Origin of the sequence: Shewanella sp. DW31, assembly GCF_015767295.1 — a bacterium.
Classification (GTDB): Bacteria; Pseudomonadota; Gammaproteobacteria; order Enterobacterales; family Shewanellaceae; genus Shewanella; species Shewanella oncorhynchi.
The window spans coordinates 17,745-38,824 of sequence record NZ_JADWMP020000023.1; the positions used below are offsets into that span (position 1 = coordinate 17,745).

Below are 21,080 nucleotides of genomic sequence, written 5' to 3' on the forward strand. Positions count from 1 at the left end.
GATCTTGATGTTAACGAGTGTCAACCACCCGTCATGGGATCAGCCGGAGATAGCATAAGTGTCGCCAAAAAAGCGGATAACAATGCATGATCACGCCGCCGAGGCGTCTCTTTTTAAGCGCAGGGCGCTTTTCACTTTTTTTTGCGTTTTCGCTCTATTTTGCGTATTAGTCACCAACCTTTATCATTTACAGGTTGAATCCTATAAAGATTATGCAACTCGCTCAAATGATAATCGCATCCGTGTTGTTCCAATTGCCCCTAGTCGTGGTCTCATTTACGATCGCAACGGTATACTTTTAGCTGAAAATTTACCCTTTTATTCCCTCGATCTCGTGCCCGAAAAAATCAGTAACATGTCAGAGACCTTAGATGAACTCGGCAAGTTAATTGAGATCAGCGATGACGAGCGCGAAACCTTTACTGACGCCCTGAAATTTCATCGCCGTTTCAAACCGCTAACACTGAAAAACCAGCTCACCGAAGAACAAGTGGCCATTTTCAGTGTTAACCAACACAGATTTCCGGGTATTTCGGTCGAAGCGGGTCTTAAACGTAACTATCCCTACGGCGCGCAAATCACCCATGTGCTGGGCTATGTAGGCAAAATTAACACCCGAGATCGCGCCCAACTTGAACGCAGCGATCTGTGGAAAAACTATGCGGCGACCAAAGACATTGGTAAGCAAGGCATTGAAAAATTTTATGAATCTTTGCTGCATGGTAAACCCGGACACTTAGAAGAAGAAGTGAACAACCGCGGCCGCGCCATTCGCACCTTAAAAATTGTTCCGCCAGAGCCGGGGCAAGATATTTACCTCACCTTAGATCTCAAGCTGCAACAAAAAGCGGTGGAACTACTCACAGGTCTGCGTGGTTCTATTGTTGCCATCGATCCCCGTGACGGTGGAGTATTAGCTATGGTATCAAGCCCAAGCTATGATCCAAACCAGTTTGTACAAGGCATTAATAGCAAAGATTACAGTGCCTTACTCAATGATAAATCTCGCCCTTTGATTAACCGCGCGACTCAAGGTCAATATGCACCTGCGTCTACCATCAAGCCTCACCTCGCACTGTTAGGCCTTGATGAGAAAGCCATTAGCGAGAGTACCCGAGTGTGGGATCCCGGTTTTTGGCAAATACCTGGTGTTGAACGTAAATACCGCGACTGGAAACGCTGGGGGCATGGCTGGGTCAACGTTTATAGCGCGATTGTAGAATCCTGCGATACCTTTTTCTATGAGTTAGCCTATAAGGTCGGTGTCGATCATATCGCCCGCTTTATGGAACAATTTGGCTTTGGCCAAAATACAGGGATTGATATCTTTGAAGAATCGGCTGGCAATATGCCATCCAAGGAATGGAAACGCTTAAAGTACAATCAAGCTTGGTATATAGGCGACACCATTTCCGTCGGTATTGGCCAAGGTTATTGGACGGCAACGCCATTACAACTCGCTAATGCCGTTGGGATTATGGCCAACAAAGGCCGCCGTCTCCCGCCACATCTGCTGAGATCCATTAAAGACAATACTGCCAAAATTGACTCACCGATTAATGAGTTACCGCCAATTGAACTTAAAAATCCCCGTAACTGGAACATCATCAACGAAGCTATGCGCCAAACTGCAAATAAGTCACGCTTTACCGATGCCACTTACACTGCCGCAATGAAAACCGGTACTGCACAGGTCATTGGCGTGGCGGAAAATACTAAATACGATGCCAGTAAAATTGCCGAACATTTCCGCGATAATGCTTTAGTTGTGGCCTATGCGCCCTTCGAGGATCCTAAAATCGTCCTCGCCGTCGTGATGGAAAACGCAGGTTGGGGCGGCGCAAATGCTGGCCCAGTCGCTCGAGCTATGCTCGATGAATATATGCTTAGAGATACTTGGAAACCCATACCATGAGTACCCATAGCCAATATCAAAACATCTGGCAACGCTTGCACATAGACTTGCCATTATTGCTCGGACTATTAGCTGTGATGGGCTTTGGCCTGTTTGTCATCTATTCTGCCAGCGGTGCAGATTTAGAGATGATGGAACGACAACTATTCCGTATGGTGTTGTCGCTAGGCATCATGTTTACCATGGCACAAATCAATCCTGAAGCGCTTAAACGTTGGGCATTACCCATTTATCTTGCGGGGGTTGTCTTGCTGCTTGGGGTACACTTTTTCGGTGAAATCAATAAAGGCGCGCAGCGCTGGTTGAACTTAGGCTTTATGGAGTTCCAACCCTCAGAGCTTATTAAACTCGCCTTCCCCATCACAATGGCTTGGTATATCAGTAAGTTCCCTCTTCCCCCCAAGAAACGTTACCTCGCTGGCGCAGGAGTGATTTTACTCGTACCAACCCTATTGATCGCTAAACAACCCGACTTAGGCACCTCAATTTTGGTGGCTGCATCGGGGATTTTCGTGCTGTTTTTATCGGGCATGAGCTGGATTATTGTTGGCAGCTTTATCGCAGCAGTACTCGCCTTCCTGCCTATCCTTTGGTATTTCTTGATGCACGATTACCAAAGAACGCGGGTATTAACCTTGCTCGATCCAGAGCAAGATCCCCTCGGCGCGGGTTATCACATTATCCAGTCGAAAATCGCCATCGGCTCAGGTGGACTTTGGGGCAAAGGTTGGCTCGAAGGCACTCAATCACAGCTTGAGTTTATTCCCGAGCGCCATACCGACTTTATCTTTGCTGTGATAGGTGAAGAATTTGGTTTAATTGGCAGTATCTTACTGTTAATTATGTACCTTTACATCATAGGGCGTGGGTTAGTCATCGCCTCCCGCGCACAAACCAGTTTCGCTCGTCTACTGGCCGGCAGTATCACGCTGACGTTTTTCGTTTATGTTTTTGTGAATATTGGCATGGTTTCAGGTATCCTGCCCGTGGTAGGTGTACCACTGCCCCTTGTCAGTTATGGTGGAACCTCCATGCTGACATTGATGACAGGGTTTGGCATTCTTATGAGCATTCATACCCATAGACGTTTCGTAGATAGATAATTTTAGGGACTTTTTTATGCCTACTCTCCGAGCTTATTTGGCTCCACTCGGTTTACTGTGTTTAAGTTCATACTTAGTCGCATGCACCACGGCAAATGAACCGACACCCGCGCAGGCACCCGCTTCAAGCACCCCAGTGGCTCCAGCAGTGGATAAAGTACTAGTACCCGCAACTCCCGCTGAGCTCAAAGAAGAGTTTATCCAAGCTCAAGTAAAACAAGGTTTTACTCGGACAGAAGTGCTCGCTTTTCTAGACAAAGCAAAATACAACCAAGGGGTTATCGATGCGATGACCCGTCCATGGGAAGCAAAACCTTGGCATGTGTATTACCCGATTTTTTTAACAGAAAAACGTCTTGATGCTGGGCTCGCTTTTTGGAAAAAACACGAGAAAACCATTGCTAAAGCGGCGGCTAAGTACCAAGTCGACCCACAGATTATCGTTGCCATTATTGGGATTGAAACCTTCTACGGCCAGTTCACAGGTAATTACCCTGTAATTGATTCCCTCTATACCTTAGGTTTTCACTATCCGCCTCGCGCCACCTTTTTTCGCAAGGAATTTGGTGAGTTGATGAAATTAGTCAAAGAAGAACACTTAGATATCAATACCCTCAAAGGCTCCTATGCGGGTGCCATGGGTTATGGGCAGTTTATTCCCTCAAGTTACCGCCATTACGCCGTCGATTTCGATAACAGTGGTAACCGCGATTTATTGCAAAGCCCAGAGGATGCGATTGGCAGTGTTGCCAATTATTTCCATGAACACGGTTGGCAAGCCAATGCTCCTGTTGCTTTACCGCTGGTCAATAGCAGCCAAACAGCGCCAAAAGCGAAAGTATGGGCAGGCGAAAAGCTCAATTATAAAGTCGCCAATATTCTAACGCCAACCTTGTCCTTGGCTGATGCGAGGGACTTGGATGTCTCGCAAAAAGCCTTACTCATTAAACTGGAACAAGCCGATCACGATGATTATTGGCTTGGTTTAAACAATTTTTATGTAATCACTCGCTATAATCGCAGTCCTTTGTATTCAATGGCCGTTTATCAATTTAGCCAACAATTAAAGGAACAGCATGCCGCTAAGAAATAATCTTTTACAGCTTGTCACTTTGGTTGCGTGCTTCACACTTGTTGCGTGTTCTTCGAGCCCAAACCAAGCTAGCTCCAGCACAAACAAAAAAAATATGGACCCCAATAAGGGGCGCTATTCGCTAAAGAATGACAAGCTGCCACTCAATCCACCCAATGTGGATCATGTGCCAAATGCCACGCCTAAGTACGAGCCCTATAGTCGCCGCGGTAACAAGCCTTATACGGTTTACGGCGAGTCTTACACTGTGATGAACACAGGCCAAGGTTTTAGTGAAACGGGCCGTGCCTCATGGTACGGTGAAAAATTTCATGGCTATGAGACATCCAATGGCGAACCCTATGACATGTATTCCATGTCAGGTGCCCATAAAACGCTGCCACTGCCAAGTTATGCTCGGATCACTAACTTAGATAACAATAAGCAAGTGATCATTCGCATCAACGATCGCGGGCCATTCCACTCAGACCGTATTCTCGACGTCTCCTACGCCGCCGCCTATAAACTCGGCATGCTCGGCAAAGGAACCGCGCGGATCAAACTCGATGTGGTGTATGTCGGCAGTGTCGCGGCCACTAATTCGGCTATTGCCAGCGCGCAAGATACAGGTAATCATTACATTCAGTTAGTCGCATCGAAAGATAAAGCCAAACTCAATACCATGGCGAAAAATCTGGAGCGAAAATATCAGGTAAAGACCCGTGTACAAGCCGCAAACAATATGTTTAGACTACAGCTCGGCCCCATAGGCCAACCTGAGTTAGCAGAAAAACTGCTCAATAACGTCCAGCAAAATGGGTTTCCTGAGGGCTATATAGTCCATGAGTAATGACTGTTTGTTCGGACCAGAATTGATTTAAAAATAGAGATGAAGGAACCTTCACTAAAACCCACAGTCAGAAAGTGGTACACTGTTGGAGATCTTCTCGAATCCTTTCCATTTAATACAACCAAAAGACGTGCCAAGTTAATGATGAATTTTGTAAAAAGTCCCATTAAAACATTGCTGCTAATTTCCAGTGTGTCTCTCCCCGTTTATGCTGCGCAGCCTATTATTACACCTGATGCACCAGCAGTGGCCGCCAAGGCTTTCGTCTTGATGGATTATAATTCGGGCCAGATTATCGCTGAGAGTAACGCTTATGAAAGCCTTAACCCAGCCAGCCTAACTAAAATGATGACCAGCTATGTCATAGGTCAAGAAATCAAAGCGGGCAATGTCTCGGTCGATGATGATGTGACTATCAGTAAAAATGCCTGGTCTAAAAACTTCTCTGACTCCTCGAAGATGTTCATCGAAGTCGGTACTACCGTTAAAGTCGGGGATTTAAACCGCGGTATCATCATCCAATCGGGTAACGATGCGTGTGTGGCTATGGCAGAGCATATCGCTGGCACCGAAGGCGCCTTCGTTGACATGATGAACTCATGGACAAAACAGCTGGGTATGCGTGATAGCTACTTCGAAAACTCCCATGGCTTAGACTCAGAAAACCACAAAACAACCGCCTATGATATGGCATTGTTAGGTGCAGCCTTAATCCGCGACGTTCCAGAAGAATACCGCATCTATAGCGAAAAATTTTATACCTTCAACGGTATCAAACAATATAACCGTAATGGTTTGTTGTGGGATAACAGCATGAGCGTGGACGGTATCAAGACAGGCCACACCTCTGGTGCAGGTTACAACTTAGTGGCATCTGCAACCAAAGACGGCATGCGTTTGATTTCTGTGGTTCTGGGTACTCAAAGTGAATCAGCCCGTAAAGCTGAAAGTAAAAAGTTACTGACCTATGGCTTCCGTTTCTTTGAAACTGTCACGCCTTACAAAGCGGGTGATAGCTTCACAACCCAACAGATATGGTACGGTGACAAGAGCACTGTTGATTTAGGCGTCGCAACTGATACACCTATTACAATCAGCCGTGGCCGCGGTAAAGACTTGAAAGCAAACTTCGAATTGACTAAGCCATTAGATGCACCGTTGAAAAAAGGTGAAACTGTAGGCCGTCTATTCTTCCAACTTGATGGTAAAGACATTGCCCAGTTCCCACTGGTAACGTTGCAAGAAGTCAACGAAGGTAGCTGGTTTAGTAAATTAGTCGATTACTTTAAGCAGATGTTTTCTGGATGGTTTAGCTAAGTTAAGTCCCATAAATAAAGCCACCTTAGGGTGGCTTTATTTTTTTGGGGAGTGCATCGCCCTTGAATCGGGTATAATCGCCACCATATATATCCCAATATAGCCGCTAAGAGTACTGAGTATGTTAGACACTAAATTTGATGAACTGATGGATTTCCCTTGCGCATTTCCTTTTAAGGTCGTCGGTGAAGCCCACGAAACGCTAACTGACAAAGTCGTGGCTGTGGTACAAAAACATGCACCGGGTGATTATTCACCTTCGACAAAAACGTCGAGCAAAGGTAGCTATCACTCCATTACTATCCGCGTGACAGTGACCAGCAAAGACCATATCGAAATTTTGTACACTGAACTTGCCGCCATCGAAGGCGTACGCCGCGTACTATAAATATTCCTCAAGGCCATGAAATGTGATCTGTCTTACATTTATGGTCAAGAGGCGTATAATAGCGCCACTCAATTCTAAGGGGAGAGGTTGCCCTTGCAAGACACGACTTTGCACATTCGGCATCTTGGAAAACAAGATTACGAATCAGTGTGGCATGCTATGCAGCACTACACTGACACGCGTAATAGTGAGAGCCCAGATGAGCTGTGGATAGTAGAACACCCACCCGTGTTTACCCAAGGCCAAGCTGGTAAAAGCGAGCATATTTTGAATGCTGGCGATATTCCTGTGATCCAAGTGGATCGTGGTGGCCAAGTCACTTACCACGGCCCTGGACAACTAGTGGTATATCCTCTTCTCGACATAAAACGTAGTAAAGTCGGCGTGCGTCAACTCGTTACTCATATAGAGCAAAGCATTGTCGATATGCTCGCCAAGTACGACATTAACGCTTATGCCAAGGCCGATGCGCCGGGTGTATATGTGGATGAACGTAAAATTGCCTCCCTCGGATTACGCATTCGTAAAGGCTGTTCATTCCATGGATTAGCCCTTAATGTCGATATGGATTTAGCACCATTTCGCCGCATCAACCCTTGTGGTTATGCCGGTCTTGAAATGGTGCAATGCAAAGCACTTGGCGGACCACAAACCGTGATTGAAGCGGGCGAGCAACTTACTATTACTTTTAGCCAATTACTGGGCTATCAACACCTAGTTCATCATCAAGGATTAGCAGCGTCATGAATAGGCCTGAACGTTTACAACCCGGAGTAAAACTAAGAGATGCCGATAAAGTGTCTCGTATTCCGGTCAAAATCGTCCCATCAGAGCGCGACACTATGTTGCGTAAACCCGATTGGTTACGGGTTAAACTGCCGGCATCGAATCAACGCATTTTAGACATCAAGCAAGCGCTGCGTAAAAATGGCCTGCACTCGGTCTGTGAAGAAGCCTCTTGCCCTAACCTCGCGGAATGCTTCAACCACGGCACAGCAACCTTTATGATTTTGGGTGCGATTTGTACTCGTCGTTGCCCATTCTGCGACGTGGCCCATGGTCGTCCGCTTAAGCCTGATGCTGAAGAGCCAGTTAAATTGGCGCAAACTATCCGCGATATGAAGCTAAAATATGTGGTGATTACCTCTGTAGATCGTGACGATTTACGTGATGGTGGCGCCCAGCATTTTGCCGATTGTATCCGCGAAATTCGTAAACTGAATCCTGACATCAAGATCGAAACCTTAGTGCCTGATTTCCGTGGTCGTATCGATGCCGCCTTAGATATTTTATCGACTGAGCCGCCTGATGTGTTTAACCACAACTTAGAAACGGCGCCCATGCATTATCGTAAAGCGCGCCCAGGTGCGAATTACCAATGGTCGCTCGATCTGCTCAAACGCTTTAAAGAACGTCATCCCAATGTGCCAACTAAATCAGGTCTGATGATGGGACTGGGTGAGACCAACGCAGAAATCGCTCAAGTATTACGTGACTTGCGCGCCCACAACGTTGAAATGCTGACCTTAGGCCAATACCTACAGCCGTCTAAGTTCCATTTGCCGGTTGAACGTTATGTGCCACCAGCAGAGTTTGATGAGCTTAAAGCCTTAGCCGATGAATTAGGTTTTACCCATGCAGCCTGTGGTCCATTAGTGCGTTCAAGCTACCATGCGGACCTGCAGGCCCAAGGTAAAGAAGTGAAATAACCTTCTTGCTTAGATGCATAGCTCAAGTGATATAGAGTTCAGGGTTATTCAAATAGAAAAACAGCGCTTAGGCGCTGTTTTTTATTGGCTGTTTTTTATGACAGTTGTTTATGACTGTTATTTATGACAGTTGTTTATGACTGTTATTTATGAAAAATGGTTCGTATAGCTGTCGTTTTTCAACATGAACGCTAATGCTCAGCTTATTCTTGGTTTATCGCTAAATCCATCAAGATAGCATCTTCTTTACCGCCCTCTATCGGGTAGTAACCTTTGCGACGTCCCGATTCAATAAAGCCAGCCTGTTGATATAAAGCACGGGCGGCAAGATTAGACTCTCGCACTTCTAACATAAGCACCACAGCGCCCGATACCTTGGCCGATGCCATCACAGCCTTAAGTAATAACTTACCGTAACCTTTGCCCTGCTGACTCGGTAATAGGCAAATATCCAATAAAGTCACTTCATCGATAATTTGCTGCACTATCGCAAACCCTAAGAGTCCTTCGATGTGATAAGTATCTGAATCCGAAACGACGTCAATATTTGCCTCAGTATTTGCATCTACCTCTAAGTTAACACTCAGCTTTAAACCTAGGACACGGTACAAGTGACCAAAACAATCGGCAAGATTCCCCTCACTCATGGGATGGCTATGGGCCAAGGATTCAAGCTGCGCCATTTGGGGAACATCTTCAAGTGTGAGGGGCACAAGCTCAACAGGCAAACCTGATGTCAATTGTGCTGCGAATGGTGTCGTGAATAGACTATCTACTGGTGGGATGCTCAACGCCGGTATTCCAAAGTATTGGTTATTAATGTATTTACGAGTAGAGCTTAAGACTTGCTTGGCGCTTGGTCGCGCCATTGGTAAATCTGCTGCCAGAGCGCGCTTTTAGCCTGCCAACCCACCAATAAATCGGCCAACGGCTCAGACACTAACCATGCGGTACGTGGCCTGACTTTGTGACGTCGCAGATCCCAAACGATCTGTTTACCCGTATGGGGCTCACAGTCAAAATCACATTCGTCCCGCTTTATGTCGATAAGCGTTAGCACAGCGTCAATAAGCGGCTCTGCTTCTGGTAACTCACCATTTTCATCCCAAATCACTAAATAAGGTTTCACCTTAGTGTCGCGCACTCGCCAAGTTGTCACATTCATGGCGGTTAAATAGGCTGATTTATTCATTAGGGTCAGTTTTATTCAATTAAAGTATCAACTCACAATATCCCGCTAGGATAGCAGTTCTGCCATGGCATTGTTACTGCAGCACGGCGAAAGGAGATGATATCTGGCTTTATCGCTTACGAGATTTAACACACGAAAGTTCAATCGAATTTATAGATTTACAAAATCTAATTTACTCATTTTACATTTAATATCAGAAGATTAGACTAAACACACTCAGTAAGACAATAGAAGGAAAACGCCATGATTAACATAGGTATCAATCAAGCTCACAGAGAAGAAATCGCCGCAGGGCTAAACCAACTATTGGCTGACAGCTACAGTCTTTACCTTAAGACCCATAGCTTTCACTGGAACGTTACTGGCCCAATGTTCACTAGCTTACACTTGCTATTTGAACAGCAGTATACCGAACTAGCCCTTGCGGTCGACCTTATCGCAGAGCGTGTACGTGCATTAGGCGCCAGAGCACTCGGCTCATATTCAGCCTATGCCGCGCTGACCGAGATAAAAGAAGATCAAGGTGTCACTCAAGCCGAAACCATGATCCGCGAACTATTAAGCGATCAGGAGCTAGTAATCCGCAATGCCAGAGCCTTGTATCCGCTGGTGAATCAAGCGAATGATGAAGCGACTGCGGACTTACTCACCCAGCGCATCCAACTGCATGAGAAAAACGCTTGGATGTTACGCAGCTTACTCGCAGAATAATCGCTAAATAGATTATTGCTCTGACCAAAGCAAAAAGTCGCCAAGTAAACACTTGGCGACTTTTGCATTTAAAGCTTGATCACGCAAAATAGATTAGAGGTACTTAATCCAAGCCTGAGTGCTGTGCTTTTTATATTCGCTAAATCGCTTAACGGGATAATACAATGCGATGGCTAACACGCCCACGATAAACCAAACCCATCCTATATTGCTCACACCAAAGTACTCACCATGGTTTGCGCCAAAGATGAATTTCGCTAAAGTATAAAGCAGTAACAGCACGTACAAATGTAAGATATAGAAGAACATAGGCACTGAGCCAAACACAGACAACCCATGGCCCACTCGCGCTAATCCACCTCCCACTTTCCCACTTGATGCAAAATACCGCTCAAAGGCCACTAAGCAAAAGAACATACCTCCTAAGGTCACCAGTAAAAAGCTTAATGATGGCGGGTATTTCGTTAAATTGAATACCGACATCAAGGTTTCACCCAAATGTGCCCCCGACTGCCAAGGCAAGGTTTCGCCATAAAGGTTAAACCCACGTAGCACCGCAAAAAGTACCCAACAGCTGATCCCTAAAAACAACAGCTTTTGCTGGCGAGCCGATGCATCAAGATGGCTTCCATTCGGCTTATTACTAAAAAGTGGCCCTGCAACATAACCCAGTAAAATCACTCCAATCCAAGGCAGCACGGGATAACTCACCTTAACCCTAAGCGCACCTTCGCTGACGAGATAACCGCGGTCGTGCAATATGGTCCACAGACCGTAAGCCCACTCATTTGGCTGAAAACCAATTGGCGTCAACAGATTATGGCCAAAAACAATCGCAAATCCTAAAAGGGCCATCCAAGGTCTAGGCAGGTTTATCAGCGCAGCGAGCGCTAACATACTCAGACCAATCACCCAAATCACCTGTAACCAAAGGGTGTAATAGCTGACCATCCAAGAGAGGTTAGAGAAGTTAATCACTAAAATTTCCAGCACGATTAAAAACAGCCCGCGTTTAATCAAAAACATACGTGCTGAACGTGGCTCGCCATGGCTACGATTGGCATAAAGCCATGCAGAAACCCCGGTTAAGAACACAAAGACTGGCGCACAAAAATGGGCGGCAAAGCGACTCACAAAAAGCCCCCAAGAGGTCGAACTCAAATCCATAGGATCGCTCACCTGCATGTGAAAGAAAAACCGCTCCCGCACATGGTCAAGTAACATGATAAGCATCACGGCGCCGCGCATCATATCGATACTATTAATCCGGGTGCGGCCAATAGAACGACCCAATTCTTGCTCGGCAAAACCTGAAGATAACGCTGGATTAGCACTGATATTAGAATTCATAGCTGACACTCACTTTAATGCTACGTGGCTCACCCGGCACGGCCCAAAGAGCGGAATAGCTACTCGCGATGTAATGTTCATCCAGTAAGTTATCCAGATTCACTCCAAGGCTTAAGTTGTCGCTTAAGTGGGTGTTCATAAACAACCCAAGTAACTGATAAGAAGGCAATTGAAAACTCGGATCGGCAGAATCGCCGAGGCGCGAATCCACATAACGCCAGCTAAGCCCTAGATGACCATCAATAGAAAGCCTATTCAAATCCTGTTTCAGAATCACACTCGCGGTATGCTTTGGCACATTCACCAGTGGACTGCCTGCAGGAATGAGCACGCCCCAATCAGGATTCAAACTGTCATTGGCGGTACGGGTATTAAGATAGGCATAGGATAATTTTGCTTGTAAATCCTCCGTCAGTTCAGCGGCTAAATCGAGTTCAACCCCGCTACTTTTAGCTTTACCTAAGGTGGCAGAAAAACCAACATTGATAGGATCTGAGGTCAAGATATTGCTCTTTTGAGCATCGAACACGGCTAAACTACCGTTTATAGGAAGATCGTTTAACCAAGTACCATTAAACTTCATCCCCAGTTCAACTGACTGACTCTCTTCCGCTTCGAAGGGCTTACCCGCAAAGTCAGTTCCAGAAAGCGGTAAAAAGCCTTCAGAATAAGAGCTATAGAAACTTAAGGCATTGGACCATAAATACACCAGACCCACCTTGGGGCTGACTCGACTATCGGTTTGCTCTGACAGAGTATCTTTCGCGACTTCGCTGATATCTTGCTGATAACTATCGAACCTTAGCCCAAGGTGCAACTTCCACTTTTCTGTTAAATCCATTTGATCTTGCAGATAGGTCCCCCACGCCTTTTGAGTCTCGTTATTCTCATACAACAAACTCACCTCTGGCTGAGGCCCACCGTATTGAGGGGCATAGATATCGATGGCGTATTCACCTTTTTTGCCCCGATAACGATACAGTCCCGTCTTCAAATTGTAGTGATAGACATCTGCACCAAGCAGCAAATTATGACGAATAAAACCCGTATCCACATGACCACTTAACTCTAGACGCAGCGAATTATCCTCAGAGGCGTAGTCACGATATCTGTGCTGCCTAGTCAGCGTGCGACCATCATCAAATAGCGATTGCCGCCCCTTTGCTAACTCGGCATCAGACGAATACCCCTTCAAGCTAGAGTCTCGGTAGTTATAGCCAGCAGTTAATGACCAATCATCATTTAATTCAAAGTCATATGTCAGCTGATGCCCTGTGGCATTCACCTCCGTTGCGCCATCATTAGGCTCACCTAAATAACGCGAGCGTGGTACGGTATTAATATCGTTATTGAGCACAATAATGCCGCGATCGAATAGCTGTTCCTGCTTGAGGTATTCCATTTCATACAGCAAGGAAGCTTTTTCGGAAATCTGCCAACGCACAGACGGCGTAACAATTTTTTTATCGCTAAACACATAATCACGAAAACTATCGTGTTCCTGCCAAGCGCCATTAATCCGAAATGCCAAGTTATCGGTTAAACCTGAGGTCACATCACCTTCTAACCGATATTGGTCGAAACTCCCAGCCGATGCTTTTAAATAACCACTAGTTTCATATTGGGGTTTCTTAGTGACGATATTAACTGTGCCACCGGGCTCGGAGCGGCCATAAAGTGCCGAACCTGGGCCTTTTAAAATCTCAACATAGGCAACGTTTGATAAATCTCTATGACCACTAAAACCTCGGCCACCATTAAAGCCATTGATTAAATACCCCGATGGCATGTTTTCGTTGCCCGGAAAGCCGCGTAGGGAAAAACTATCCCATAAACCACCGCCATTGTTTTGCCGCGCCACACTCGCGGAATAGTCCAGTACATCTTGAAACCGCGTCAGCCCCGCATCTTTTATCAATTGCTCGTCTAACACACTGATCGCTTGGGGAAGTTCAGTTGAGGACACATTGCCACGATAGGCTTGGCGATAATGGATACTTAAACGTTCAATGTCAGTGTCAAGCACTGCGTCACTCACAGTATCAATAGCTTGTGAACTCGATTGACTGCTTTCTGCGGCCAACAGCATTGAAATAGGATTGAGCACAAACAAGGCGCCCAGCAACAGCGCAGTGCGCTTAGGGACATAAAAAGAAGTCATTTTCACTCCGAAAATAAACAGCATCGGCGCCTTAGCTAAGCCAAGGCGCTCAAAGTTAATTAAGATAAATTGAATAAACAGTAACTTATGCTGTTATGGGTGGAGCACGACTATTGAAGAAACGACTAAAAGGTCGCTTAAAGGAAACGGCCTGAAACTCAACCGAGATATAACCCTGCTGAGCGAGTTGGAAATGAAAGGGTGTACTGGTTAGCGCATGTTGCAACTGGTGCTGATGTAAGCACAGCGAACAATTGGCCTTGGAGTCTTCACTAGCATGGGAAACACTGTGAACAGCAATGGCAACAGACAATAGCACCAATATGGCAGCAAGCCATATTGCTAGGGTGCGTCTTGTTTGTATCACACTATTCAAACCCTACTTCCTCAGATAATTTGGCAGGCGATTGTATGTTAAGCACTACTAAAGTTGCAAACCGATTTACCTAAGCCGTAGGGCTTAAATGTTACAAGAGGTAACTTATCTCATGAGTCATTAGCTATGCCGTCCATAGACGATTTGCAACCTGCTACTTTACATAACCCTTTAACACATCATCAATCATGATATTAAGGGATGTTATGCCCGCACCTGTGATATACCAAGCCTCTGGATCCACAAAAATAATGTTCCCCGTCTTCCAAGCGTTAGTTTCACGCAAAAGAGGGTTATCTATGGACTGTTTATCCAATACTGGGCTTCGCTCCATCACTGCGGTTCTGTCAACCACGTAAATGATGTCGGGATTGTTTTCAAGAATAAACTCGCTTGATACAGGTTGACCGTGCAATCCCATCTGCTCTGATAAGCTAGCGGGTTTAACCCCTAGCGCACTGTAAATAAACCCATACCGAGAACGAATACCTAAAAATCGAAAAGCGCCATTATTATGCAACACCACCAAGGCTTTTTCTGGCCTGTCCTTAATCACCATTCTGGCGGCTTGGATCTTAGTTTCCAGTTCATCCACTTTATGTTTTGCCAAGGTTTGCTTATCGAATAATTTACCCAGCATCAATAAGTGTTTTGTGACTATATCAAAGTAATCGCTGTTGCTGTCTTGATAATCAATATCCAAATGAATGGTTGGTGCCAAATTGGAAAGCGCTTGATAATGACTAGCTTGAACGGATGACATCAGCACCAAATCGGGTTTAAGTGCATAAATACGTTCCATATTGGGTTGAACGATAGCACCTAAATCAACGATATCACTATTGTTGCTGTAGTCTTTCAGGTAGTAAGGAACAAAATCCTTTGGCATACCGACAATGGGAATACCCAACTGTTCGAGATAGTCGACTTCATTCATATCTAAGGCCGCAACGCGTACTGGCCGTTTTGTAATAACAGTAGTGCCCAGCTTATGCTCTACCTCTATCGGGGCAAAATCCAACTCAGCCGTTGAAGCACTCGTATCCAATGATGCAAGTTGTACTGATTCGGTTTTATTGTCGCAGGCCAGCAAAAAAGCCGAGCTAAATAACAGAATCGCTATCACTTTAGTCCCACTTCTACATTTCGACGTCACTTGTATTCTCCTTGTAAGTTGAAGTTGAAATAGTTACATACTGTTCCTTGGTTCGTTTTCAGCACCTCAAGATCCAGTTCGTACAGTGCTTTTAACCTTTGTGCTGTGACGACCTCTTCAACGGGTCCAGCGCAGTGCACAACGCCTTGCTTCATACCGACAATATAGTCGGAGTAGTTAGCCGCAAAATTGATATCGTGAACCACTAACACTACCGTTCGTTTGTAATCGTCACACAAATGGCGAAGTGCCCGCATTATGCTAACGGCATGTTTCATATCCAGATTGTTGAGCGGTTCATCTAACAATAAATAATCCGTTTGCTGCGCAATCGCCATTGCCAGAAAAGCCATTTGGCGTTGTCCGCCGCTAAGTTCATCAATAAATACATTGGCTAATGACTGTAAAGCTAAAAACGACAGCGCTTCATCAATGGTGCGATGATCTTCCTTTGTGAGTGCCCCTTGGCTATAGGGAAAACGACCAAATGCCACTAACTCCCTGACCGTCAGGCGTAAATTGAGGCTGTTAAACTGACGCATGGTTGCCACTTGCTTGGCATAATCCTTCAAGGGAATATTGTGGATAGCAGTACCTTTGAGTAATACCTCGCCCTGCTGGATATTCAGTAACCGACCAATCGACATCAGTAAGGTACTTTTGCCGGCACCGTTAGGGCCGATGAGAGAAGTCATCTGATGTTCGGGAAATTGTGCCGTGACATTTTTTAGCACAGGTTTCGCGCCATAAGACTGATATAAGTTATTGACGGTTATCACACTGCGCTCCGAGGTTTAAGAATTAAGACAAAGAAATAGGCGCCACAAAATAGATTAATTAACAGCCCAACACTGGTTTGATAATTAAACAGATGCTCAACGAGCATTTGCGCGATCAGAAAAACCGAGATAGCAACGGCGCATCCTGTTATCAAGGTAAATGAGTGCGACGGATGCCTTGCCAGTGCATAGGCCATGTTCGCGACAAATATCCCCATAAAAGCAGTCGGCCCCACTAAACTGGTTGATATTGCGACCAATACCGCGATAAGACCCAATAGCAGGCGCACCACTTTTTGATAATCAATACCAAGAGAGATAGTTTGCTCCCGCCCCATCAGTAATACATCAAGTACAGCACGCACTCTCCAAGCGGCAATACACACGGCACTGACAAGTACTAGAGAGATAAGCAATTGTTCTGGTTGAGCGCGGTTGAACGACGCTAAGCTGTAGCTCTGGAAAATAGAAAACTCACCGGGACTGATAGAATATTGGATTAACTGAGTAAAACTGCCTAACACCACAGTGAGCACTAAGCCCACAAGCAGTAGGAAGAACACATCATGTCGATCTCCACTAAATAGCCAACGATGAATCGCCATTGAGTAAAGCAACATCACCACGACTGAGACAAAGAAATTGCTGTTAGCGGTGATCAGAATACTGCTGCCCGTCCCTAAGATAAGGATCAACAGTGCCTGCAAAATCAAGTAAACCCCTTCATACCCCATGATAGATGGCGTTAAAATGCGATTTCCGGCTAAGGTCTGAAACAGTATCGAAGAAAACGCAATACAGACACCACCAAGGCAAATAGTGCCCAAACGCACCAATCGATTCGGTATGACATAGTCAAAATCAAAGCCTGAGCCCATCAATAAAAATGTGACTGCCAACATAATAGGCAGCCCCCAGCTCAAAAAACGCCATGCACTGTCTTTCATTTGATTTTCCAAACGATAACTAAAAATATGAGTCCACCTAAACAGCTTGCCGTTAGACCTATAGGAATTTCAAAGGGATACAAAATAAGCCGTCCAAGCAAGTCACAGATTATCAGTAGTGTTGCGCCAGCAAAGGCGATAATAGGCAAGGTACGTTTTAAATTATCGCCGTAACGCATAGCGACAAGATTAGGAATAATCAAACCAATAAATGGAATGCTCCCGACTGTGATAACTGTGGTCGCTATGGTCAGGGAAACCAGCACTAACCCTAAGATAACTAGGTTGAAATAACTCAGGCCTAGTGTGGTAGCCAAGCCTTCGCCCATTCCTACAATGGTAAAGCGCTGTGCATAAAGGTAGGTCAGTATGACTACGGGAAGGATCAGATAGATGATTTCGTAGTTACCCTGCACGATTTTTGAAAAATCACCCAGCATCCATCCCTGCATACTCTGCATCATATTGTTTTTATAAGCATAAAGTTCCGCTATCGCACTGAGTACACTGCCAAACATAATCCCAATAATTGGAATGAGCACCGGACTCTTATACCGAATACCACGAATAATCAGAATAAAGGCTAAGCTCGCAAGCAAGCAAAAAACCAAAGCCCCCAACATTCTGGCGGTGACACTCATACTCGGGGCATGAATGATTGAAATTAATATGCCTAGTTTGGCGGCATCAAGCCCGCCACAAGTAGCAGGTTCAACAAACTTGTTTTGCACAATCTGCTGCAATATCACGCCACAGACAGCGAGCCCGACACCTGAGCAAATCAAGGCAAAGAGCCGCGGCAGACGACTCGCAGATAACACCAACCAGACATCATCCGATAACGTCAGCATCTGCGTCACAGAGGCATACTTTGCGCCTAGCAGCAATGAGGCAAAACAAAGCACAAAAAAGCACGTCAGTGCATAAACCACCTTCACAAACTGATACTTCCTATACGCAATAAATCTTGTACTAATCTGCAGCCGCTATGAGGTTTTCATATCGACACGCTATGTTTGAGCCTTATCGGATCCCCCTGCCTTTTGGGCATGGGTAACGGCAATACCCGCTAACACTAAGTCACGTTTTCGCTCCCACCATCTGCGTGCGCCCACCTTCATGATGTCTACCATCGCATTTATCTGCTCAGCTTTATCAGGGAGCTTGGTGGCTTCATCTTCCCAAATTGCGATAATTCGCTCTTTACGTGTCCGGCCATCTGCTTCTGGTTTAGTGGTTGACCACCATCCCAAAAAGCACTCCCCCACCATGTCAACTAAGATATCAACGGCAAGCACAGCCTCATCGAGGGAGAAGCCTTTGCGTTGCAGCTTTTCGACCGATTCAGCAAAAGAACGTATACCCGATGACGGCGTAACACTGGCCTGATGGATAGACTCAGCGAGGCCAGGATGACGCTCATACAGTGCCCAAATGGCATCGGTCAATATGATCAATTCGCTCCGCCAATCGTTGGCTGCTGGCGCTCGCCAGTCCAGCTCATTAATTGCAAGCTCAGCGGCAATGGAGATAACATCATTCCGACCTGCTACGTGATGGTAGAGGGAAGAATGATCGACCTTTAAATGCGCCGCTATAGCTGGGATGGTCGCTTGATCAACCCCAATCTCCAACGCAGCTCTGGCGATAGCCTCACGGGAAATACGGCTAGGTCTGCCACGCTGGCGTTTTTGAGTGGGTTGATCCGGTACTTGTGTCATATCGATAAGGTTTCCAAGGCAAAAAAGCCATTCTAACCGCTCTTGCTACCCGCTGCATGGCAATAGCCAATACCGCGGGTAGAAGCTAGCCGCTAAAACTTCGCCCTGACGCCTACACCTATTTCTCGAGGTTCAAGTAAATATGCATCCACGCCTCCGGTACTTCTGTCAGCCATTTTTGCCACAGGTGCATGTTCATCCAGCAAATTACGTGCATAAACAAAGGCTTCAAAATATTGGTTGATTTGATAAGAAGAATTCAGGTTTACCGTTGTGTAAGACCCCACTCTTAACTCAGGCTCATTGGTATCCGTTGAAAAGTATCCATCCGTATGGCGCACATCACCGCTCACTTTGATAGTGTCTGTGATTGAATAGTCAAACCCTATATTGAACATATATCCCGGCGCTTTACTAAACTCGTTGCCGACAAACTCCTCGCCACGGTAGTCATTAAATTCACTTATCTCAGTTTCAAGTAAACCCAGCCCACCATATAGGCTAAAACTATCGGCCACTTTAAAGTTCCAATCTAATTCAATCCCATAGCTTTGCGCTTCATCGGCATTAATAATGACAGAACCAAAGGGTCGTCCATCTAGGTAGTCAGTAACTGAACGTTGTGAATCTTTAAAGCGGGTGTAAAAGAGATTGCTATTTATGATTAAGCGCTGTTCAAGCAGATCGATACGGGTAAAAAGTTCATAGTTCCATGCCGATTCGGCATCGAATGTATAATATTCGCCGCCGCGGAAGTTAATGCCTGTGCCCCCAGGAATGTTACCTTCACTGATCATAGCGCCGATTAAGACGTTATCTGTCAGATCATAAGACAGGACAACCTTAGGTAATAAAGCCGTAAACGTCTCTTCATATTGATGGCGCACACCTGGGATGTAGCTGGCAATACCATCGTGGCTAATTTCATCAGACTGATAACGAAGTGCGCTGGTGAATGCCCACTTGGGTGAGAAACGCCATATGACTTCACCGTAGGGGGCAAAACTGGTATGTCTCAGGTCGGCGTCGGCATTACCAAATACGTTGTTCAGCTTGTTGTTGGTTTTATCATCCCAGTAGAATACACCGGCAACCCCACTAAACTCTGAACTCTTGTCACCAAAGTTCAGCCTTATATCATTCGAAAAGTTTTCATTATCTCGTTTTGCAATCCCTTGATAAGGTGCTGCGAAGTGATAATCAAACTGCCCTTCTGAATACTGCAGTTGGTTATGCAGCTTCATGCCATTATCGAACACATATTCAAGATCAAAAATTCCGACATGATTGCTGACTTCTTGATTATCCTGAAAAATTGAACGATTTTCTAAGTCATCATAGGGTTCTGATACCACCTCGTTTCTGGGACGTTTAGCCTCAGTGGAGGAATAAGTCAGCATGGCGGAAAAGTTGCTGTATTTTTCGGGTTCCCATAACAACTTCGCCCGTAGATTTTGGTTTTTAAACTCAAAATCTAAATCATGGGCAGTAAACTCTGGGTTAACGTAATCAACAAAGGTATCTCTAGCGCTGTAATCTGCGCTAATTCTTGCGGCAAAGTCATTACTTAGCGCACCGGACGCCATGACCGAAAAGCGCTTCTTATTCCGACTGCCATAAAGTGCTTGCGCTGCAAATTCTGGCGTATAAGTGGGGTTATGGGTATGGATGACTACGGCGCCAGCAATACTGTTGGCTCCTTGACTGGTCGTTTGCGGACCACGGTAGACTTCAATAGACGACACATCCCACACGCCTGCGGCACCTAAATCCAGTTCTGCGGGGCTCAGATATTTACCATCAACACTGATAGTTGCCCCAGGCACAGGCTTAGATAAGTAGGCATTACCCGCTGCAACAGGCCCTTTAGTATCCGTTCCGCGGATAATGGGCGCATCGGTATTTCCGGCATAAATTAAGTTTGGCGTACCGCCGAGAATTTCAGAGATCGTTGATTGGTCGGCATTTTTCCTCAACTGTTCTTCGGTGATGACCGTCACTGAGCTCGCCGTTTCCTTCAGCGTCCGCTCGATTTTCTGACCGTAAACTGTGATGACTTCAATATTTCCCGCTGCATCTTGTTGCTTGGATTGCTTATCCGGAGCAGTTCCACTGTCAGCAATAGTTGAGCCTGAAATAGCGCTAAGCCCCAGCGCAAGAGAACCGATAACCCACTTTGATTGTGGGTAAAACTTACCAAATCGGGGCATGTTTAATAACTCCTTATACGAAAGATTTGTTGCCAATGAGAATGGTTATCAATTATATTATCGCCATTCAAAACATTTATCAACACTGTGTTGATAAATAAAAATGACCGCTTAATATGGTCG

20 protein-coding genes are annotated in these 21,080 nt (G+C 45.6%); 9 read left to right on the forward strand and 11 right to left on the reverse strand.

Annotated features, from left to right (window positions below):
- Positions 1 to 58 precede the first annotated feature (58 nt).
- The 8 genes from mrdA to lipA all read left to right on the forward strand — a co-directional run bounded on the left by mrdA (position 59) and on the right by lipA (position 8,354).
- Entirely contained in the window at positions 59 to 1,915 is a 1,857-nt protein-coding gene (gene mrdA / locus GWI56_RS17385; RefSeq protein WP_131523225.1) for a penicillin-binding protein 2, read from the forward strand.
- Positions 1,912 to 3,018, forward strand: a complete 1,107-nt coding sequence (rodA, locus tag GWI56_RS17390; protein WP_028761480.1) for a rod shape-determining protein RodA — start codon at positions 1,912 to 1,914, stop codon at positions 3,016 to 3,018. Before mrdA ends, rodA begins: the two co-directional genes overlap by 4 nt.
- A gap of 16 nt (positions 3,019 to 3,034) precedes the next feature.
- The gene (mltB, locus tag GWI56_RS17395) at positions 3,035 to 4,111 is read left to right on the forward strand and encodes a lytic murein transglycosylase B (protein WP_173497493.1); all 1,077 of its coding nucleotides are present in this window, start codon (positions 3,035 to 3,037) and stop codon (positions 4,109 to 4,111) included.
- Entirely contained in the window at positions 4,095 to 4,940 is an 846-nt protein-coding gene (locus GWI56_RS17400) for a septal ring lytic transglycosylase RlpA family protein (RefSeq protein ID WP_198573616.1), read from the forward strand. The genes mltB and GWI56_RS17400 overlap by 17 nt, the downstream gene beginning before the upstream one ends.
- Positions 4,941 to 5,081: 141 nt before the next feature.
- A complete protein-coding gene (locus tag GWI56_RS17405) occupies positions 5,082 to 6,257 on the forward strand; it encodes a serine hydrolase (RefSeq protein ID WP_028761483.1) in 1,176 nt (391 codons plus the stop codon).
- Positions 6,258 to 6,378: 121 nt separating this feature from the next.
- On the forward strand, positions 6,379 to 6,645 hold the full coding sequence (gene ybeD / locus GWI56_RS17410) for a DUF493 family protein YbeD (RefSeq protein WP_006082758.1): 267 nt from the start codon (positions 6,379 to 6,381) through the stop codon (positions 6,643 to 6,645).
- Between the two features lie 93 nt (positions 6,646 to 6,738).
- Positions 6,739 to 7,392 (forward strand): lipoyl(octanoyl) transferase LipB, encoded by a 654-nt coding sequence (gene lipB / locus GWI56_RS17415; protein WP_028761484.1) that lies wholly within the window; start codon positions 6,739 to 6,741, stop codon positions 7,390 to 7,392.
- A complete protein-coding gene (lipA, locus tag GWI56_RS17420) occupies positions 7,389 to 8,354 on the forward strand; it encodes a lipoyl synthase (RefSeq protein ID WP_198573617.1) in 966 nt (321 codons plus the stop codon). Before lipB ends, lipA begins: the two co-directional genes overlap by 4 nt.
- A 203-nt stretch (positions 8,355 to 8,557) precedes the next feature.
- Here lipA and rimI read toward each other — a convergent pair whose 3' ends face one another.
- Both rimI and GWI56_RS17430 read right to left on the reverse strand, forming a co-directional pair.
- Positions 8,558 to 9,037 carry a ribosomal protein S18-alanine N-acetyltransferase gene (gene rimI, locus GWI56_RS17425; protein WP_242068435.1) on the reverse strand — a complete coding sequence of 160 codons (480 nt, stop codon included), beginning with the start codon at positions 9,035 to 9,037 and terminating at the stop codon, positions 8,558 to 8,560.
- Positions 9,038 to 9,192: 155 nt separating this feature from the next.
- Complete coding sequence (locus GWI56_RS17430; protein WP_113939278.1) at positions 9,193 to 9,546, reverse strand: hypothetical protein; 354 nt, start codon at positions 9,544 to 9,546, stop codon at positions 9,193 to 9,195.
- A 243-nt stretch (positions 9,547 to 9,789) separates the two neighbouring features.
- Between GWI56_RS17430 and dpsA the strand changes: the two genes are divergently transcribed.
- Positions 9,790 to 10,257 (forward strand): DNA starvation/stationary phase protection protein DpsA, encoded by a 468-nt coding sequence (gene dpsA, locus GWI56_RS17435; RefSeq protein WP_028761488.1) that lies wholly within the window; start codon positions 9,790 to 9,792, stop codon positions 10,255 to 10,257.
- 93 nt (positions 10,258 to 10,350) lie between these two features.
- On the opposite strand, the gene GWI56_RS17440 is transcribed toward dpsA, so the two are convergent.
- The 9 genes from GWI56_RS17440 to GWI56_RS17480 form a co-directional block, all read right to left on the reverse strand.
- Positions 10,351 to 11,607 carry a heparan-alpha-glucosaminide N-acetyltransferase domain-containing protein gene (locus GWI56_RS17440; protein WP_198573619.1) on the reverse strand — a complete coding sequence of 419 codons (1,257 nt, stop codon included), beginning with the start codon at positions 11,605 to 11,607 and terminating at the stop codon, positions 10,351 to 10,353.
- Complete coding sequence (locus tag GWI56_RS17445) at positions 11,597 to 13,768, reverse strand: TonB-dependent siderophore receptor (protein ID WP_198573620.1); 2,172 nt, start codon at positions 13,766 to 13,768, stop codon at positions 11,597 to 11,599. Before GWI56_RS17445 ends, GWI56_RS17440 begins: the two co-directional genes overlap by 11 nt.
- Positions 13,769 to 13,853: 85 nt before the next feature.
- Positions 13,854 to 14,144 carry a DUF2607 family protein gene (locus GWI56_RS17450; RefSeq protein WP_028761491.1) on the reverse strand — a complete coding sequence of 97 codons (291 nt, stop codon included), beginning with the start codon at positions 14,142 to 14,144 and terminating at the stop codon, positions 13,854 to 13,856.
- 154 nt (positions 14,145 to 14,298) lie between these two features.
- Positions 14,299 to 15,300, reverse strand: a complete 1,002-nt coding sequence (locus GWI56_RS17455; RefSeq protein ID WP_198573621.1) for a siderophore ABC transporter substrate-binding protein — start codon at positions 15,298 to 15,300, stop codon at positions 14,299 to 14,301.
- Positions 15,297 to 16,079 carry an ATP-binding cassette domain-containing protein gene (locus GWI56_RS17460; RefSeq protein ID WP_198573622.1) on the reverse strand — a complete coding sequence of 261 codons (783 nt, stop codon included), beginning with the start codon at positions 16,077 to 16,079 and terminating at the stop codon, positions 15,297 to 15,299. Before GWI56_RS17460 ends, GWI56_RS17455 begins: the two co-directional genes overlap by 4 nt.
- Positions 16,076 to 17,026 (reverse strand): iron chelate uptake ABC transporter family permease subunit, encoded by a 951-nt coding sequence (locus tag GWI56_RS17465; protein ID WP_198573623.1) that lies wholly within the window; start codon positions 17,024 to 17,026, stop codon positions 16,076 to 16,078. Before GWI56_RS17465 ends, GWI56_RS17460 begins: the two co-directional genes overlap by 4 nt.
- Positions 17,023 to 17,964, reverse strand: a complete 942-nt coding sequence (locus GWI56_RS17470) for an iron chelate uptake ABC transporter family permease subunit (protein ID WP_347339146.1) — start codon at positions 17,962 to 17,964, stop codon at positions 17,023 to 17,025. The genes GWI56_RS17465 and GWI56_RS17470 overlap by 4 nt, the downstream gene beginning before the upstream one ends.
- 72 nt (positions 17,965 to 18,036) lie before the next feature.
- The gene (locus GWI56_RS17475; RefSeq protein WP_198573624.1) at positions 18,037 to 18,747 is read right to left on the reverse strand and encodes a TetR/AcrR family transcriptional regulator; all 711 of its coding nucleotides are present in this window, start codon (positions 18,745 to 18,747) and stop codon (positions 18,037 to 18,039) included.
- A gap of 92 nt (positions 18,748 to 18,839) precedes the next feature.
- On the reverse strand, positions 18,840 to 20,957 hold the full coding sequence (locus GWI56_RS17480; RefSeq protein ID WP_198573625.1) for a TonB-dependent receptor: 2,118 nt from the start codon (positions 20,955 to 20,957) through the stop codon (positions 18,840 to 18,842).
- Between the last annotated feature and the right edge of the window lie 123 nt (positions 20,958 to 21,080).

Coding starts and splice junctions, on each gene's coding strand:
- rodA (WP_028761480.1), top strand. CDS start 1,912: ATGAGTACCCATAGCCAATATCAAAACATCTGGCAACGCTTGCACATA.
- mltB (WP_173497493.1), top strand. CDS start 3,035: ATGCCTACTCTCCGAGCTTATTTGGCTCCACTCGGTTTACTGTGTTTA.
- GWI56_RS17400 (WP_198573616.1), top strand. CDS start 4,095: ATGCCGCTAAGAAATAATCTTTTACAGCTTGTCACTTTGGTTGCGTGC.
- GWI56_RS17405 (WP_028761483.1), top strand. CDS start 5,082: ATGATGAATTTTGTAAAAAGTCCCATTAAAACATTGCTGCTAATTTCC.
- ybeD (WP_006082758.1), top strand. CDS start 6,379: ATGTTAGACACTAAATTTGATGAACTGATGGATTTCCCTTGCGCATTT.
- lipA (WP_198573617.1), top strand. CDS start 7,389: ATGAATAGGCCTGAACGTTTACAACCCGGAGTAAAACTAAGAGATGCC.
- rimI (WP_242068435.1), bottom strand. CDS start 9,037: ATGGCGCAGCTTGAATCCTTGGCCCATAGCCATCCCATGAGTGAGGGG.
- GWI56_RS17430 (WP_113939278.1), bottom strand. CDS start 9,546: ATGAATAAATCAGCCTATTTAACCGCCATGAATGTGACAACTTGGCGA.
- dpsA (WP_028761488.1), top strand. CDS start 9,790: ATGATTAACATAGGTATCAATCAAGCTCACAGAGAAGAAATCGCCGCA.
- GWI56_RS17440 (WP_198573619.1), bottom strand. CDS start 11,607: ATGAATTCTAATATCAGTGCTAATCCAGCGTTATCTTCAGGTTTTGCC.
- GWI56_RS17445 (WP_198573620.1), bottom strand. CDS start 13,768: ATGACTTCTTTTTATGTCCCTAAGCGCACTGCGCTGTTGCTGGGCGCC.
- GWI56_RS17465 (WP_198573623.1), bottom strand. CDS start 17,026: ATGAAAGACAGTGCATGGCGTTTTTTGAGCTGGGGGCTGCCTATTATG.
- GWI56_RS17475 (WP_198573624.1), bottom strand. CDS start 18,747: ATGACACAAGTACCGGATCAACCCACTCAAAAACGCCAGCGTGGCAGA.
- GWI56_RS17480 (WP_198573625.1), bottom strand. CDS start 20,957: ATGCCCCGATTTGGTAAGTTTTACCCACAATCAAAGTGGGTTATCGGT.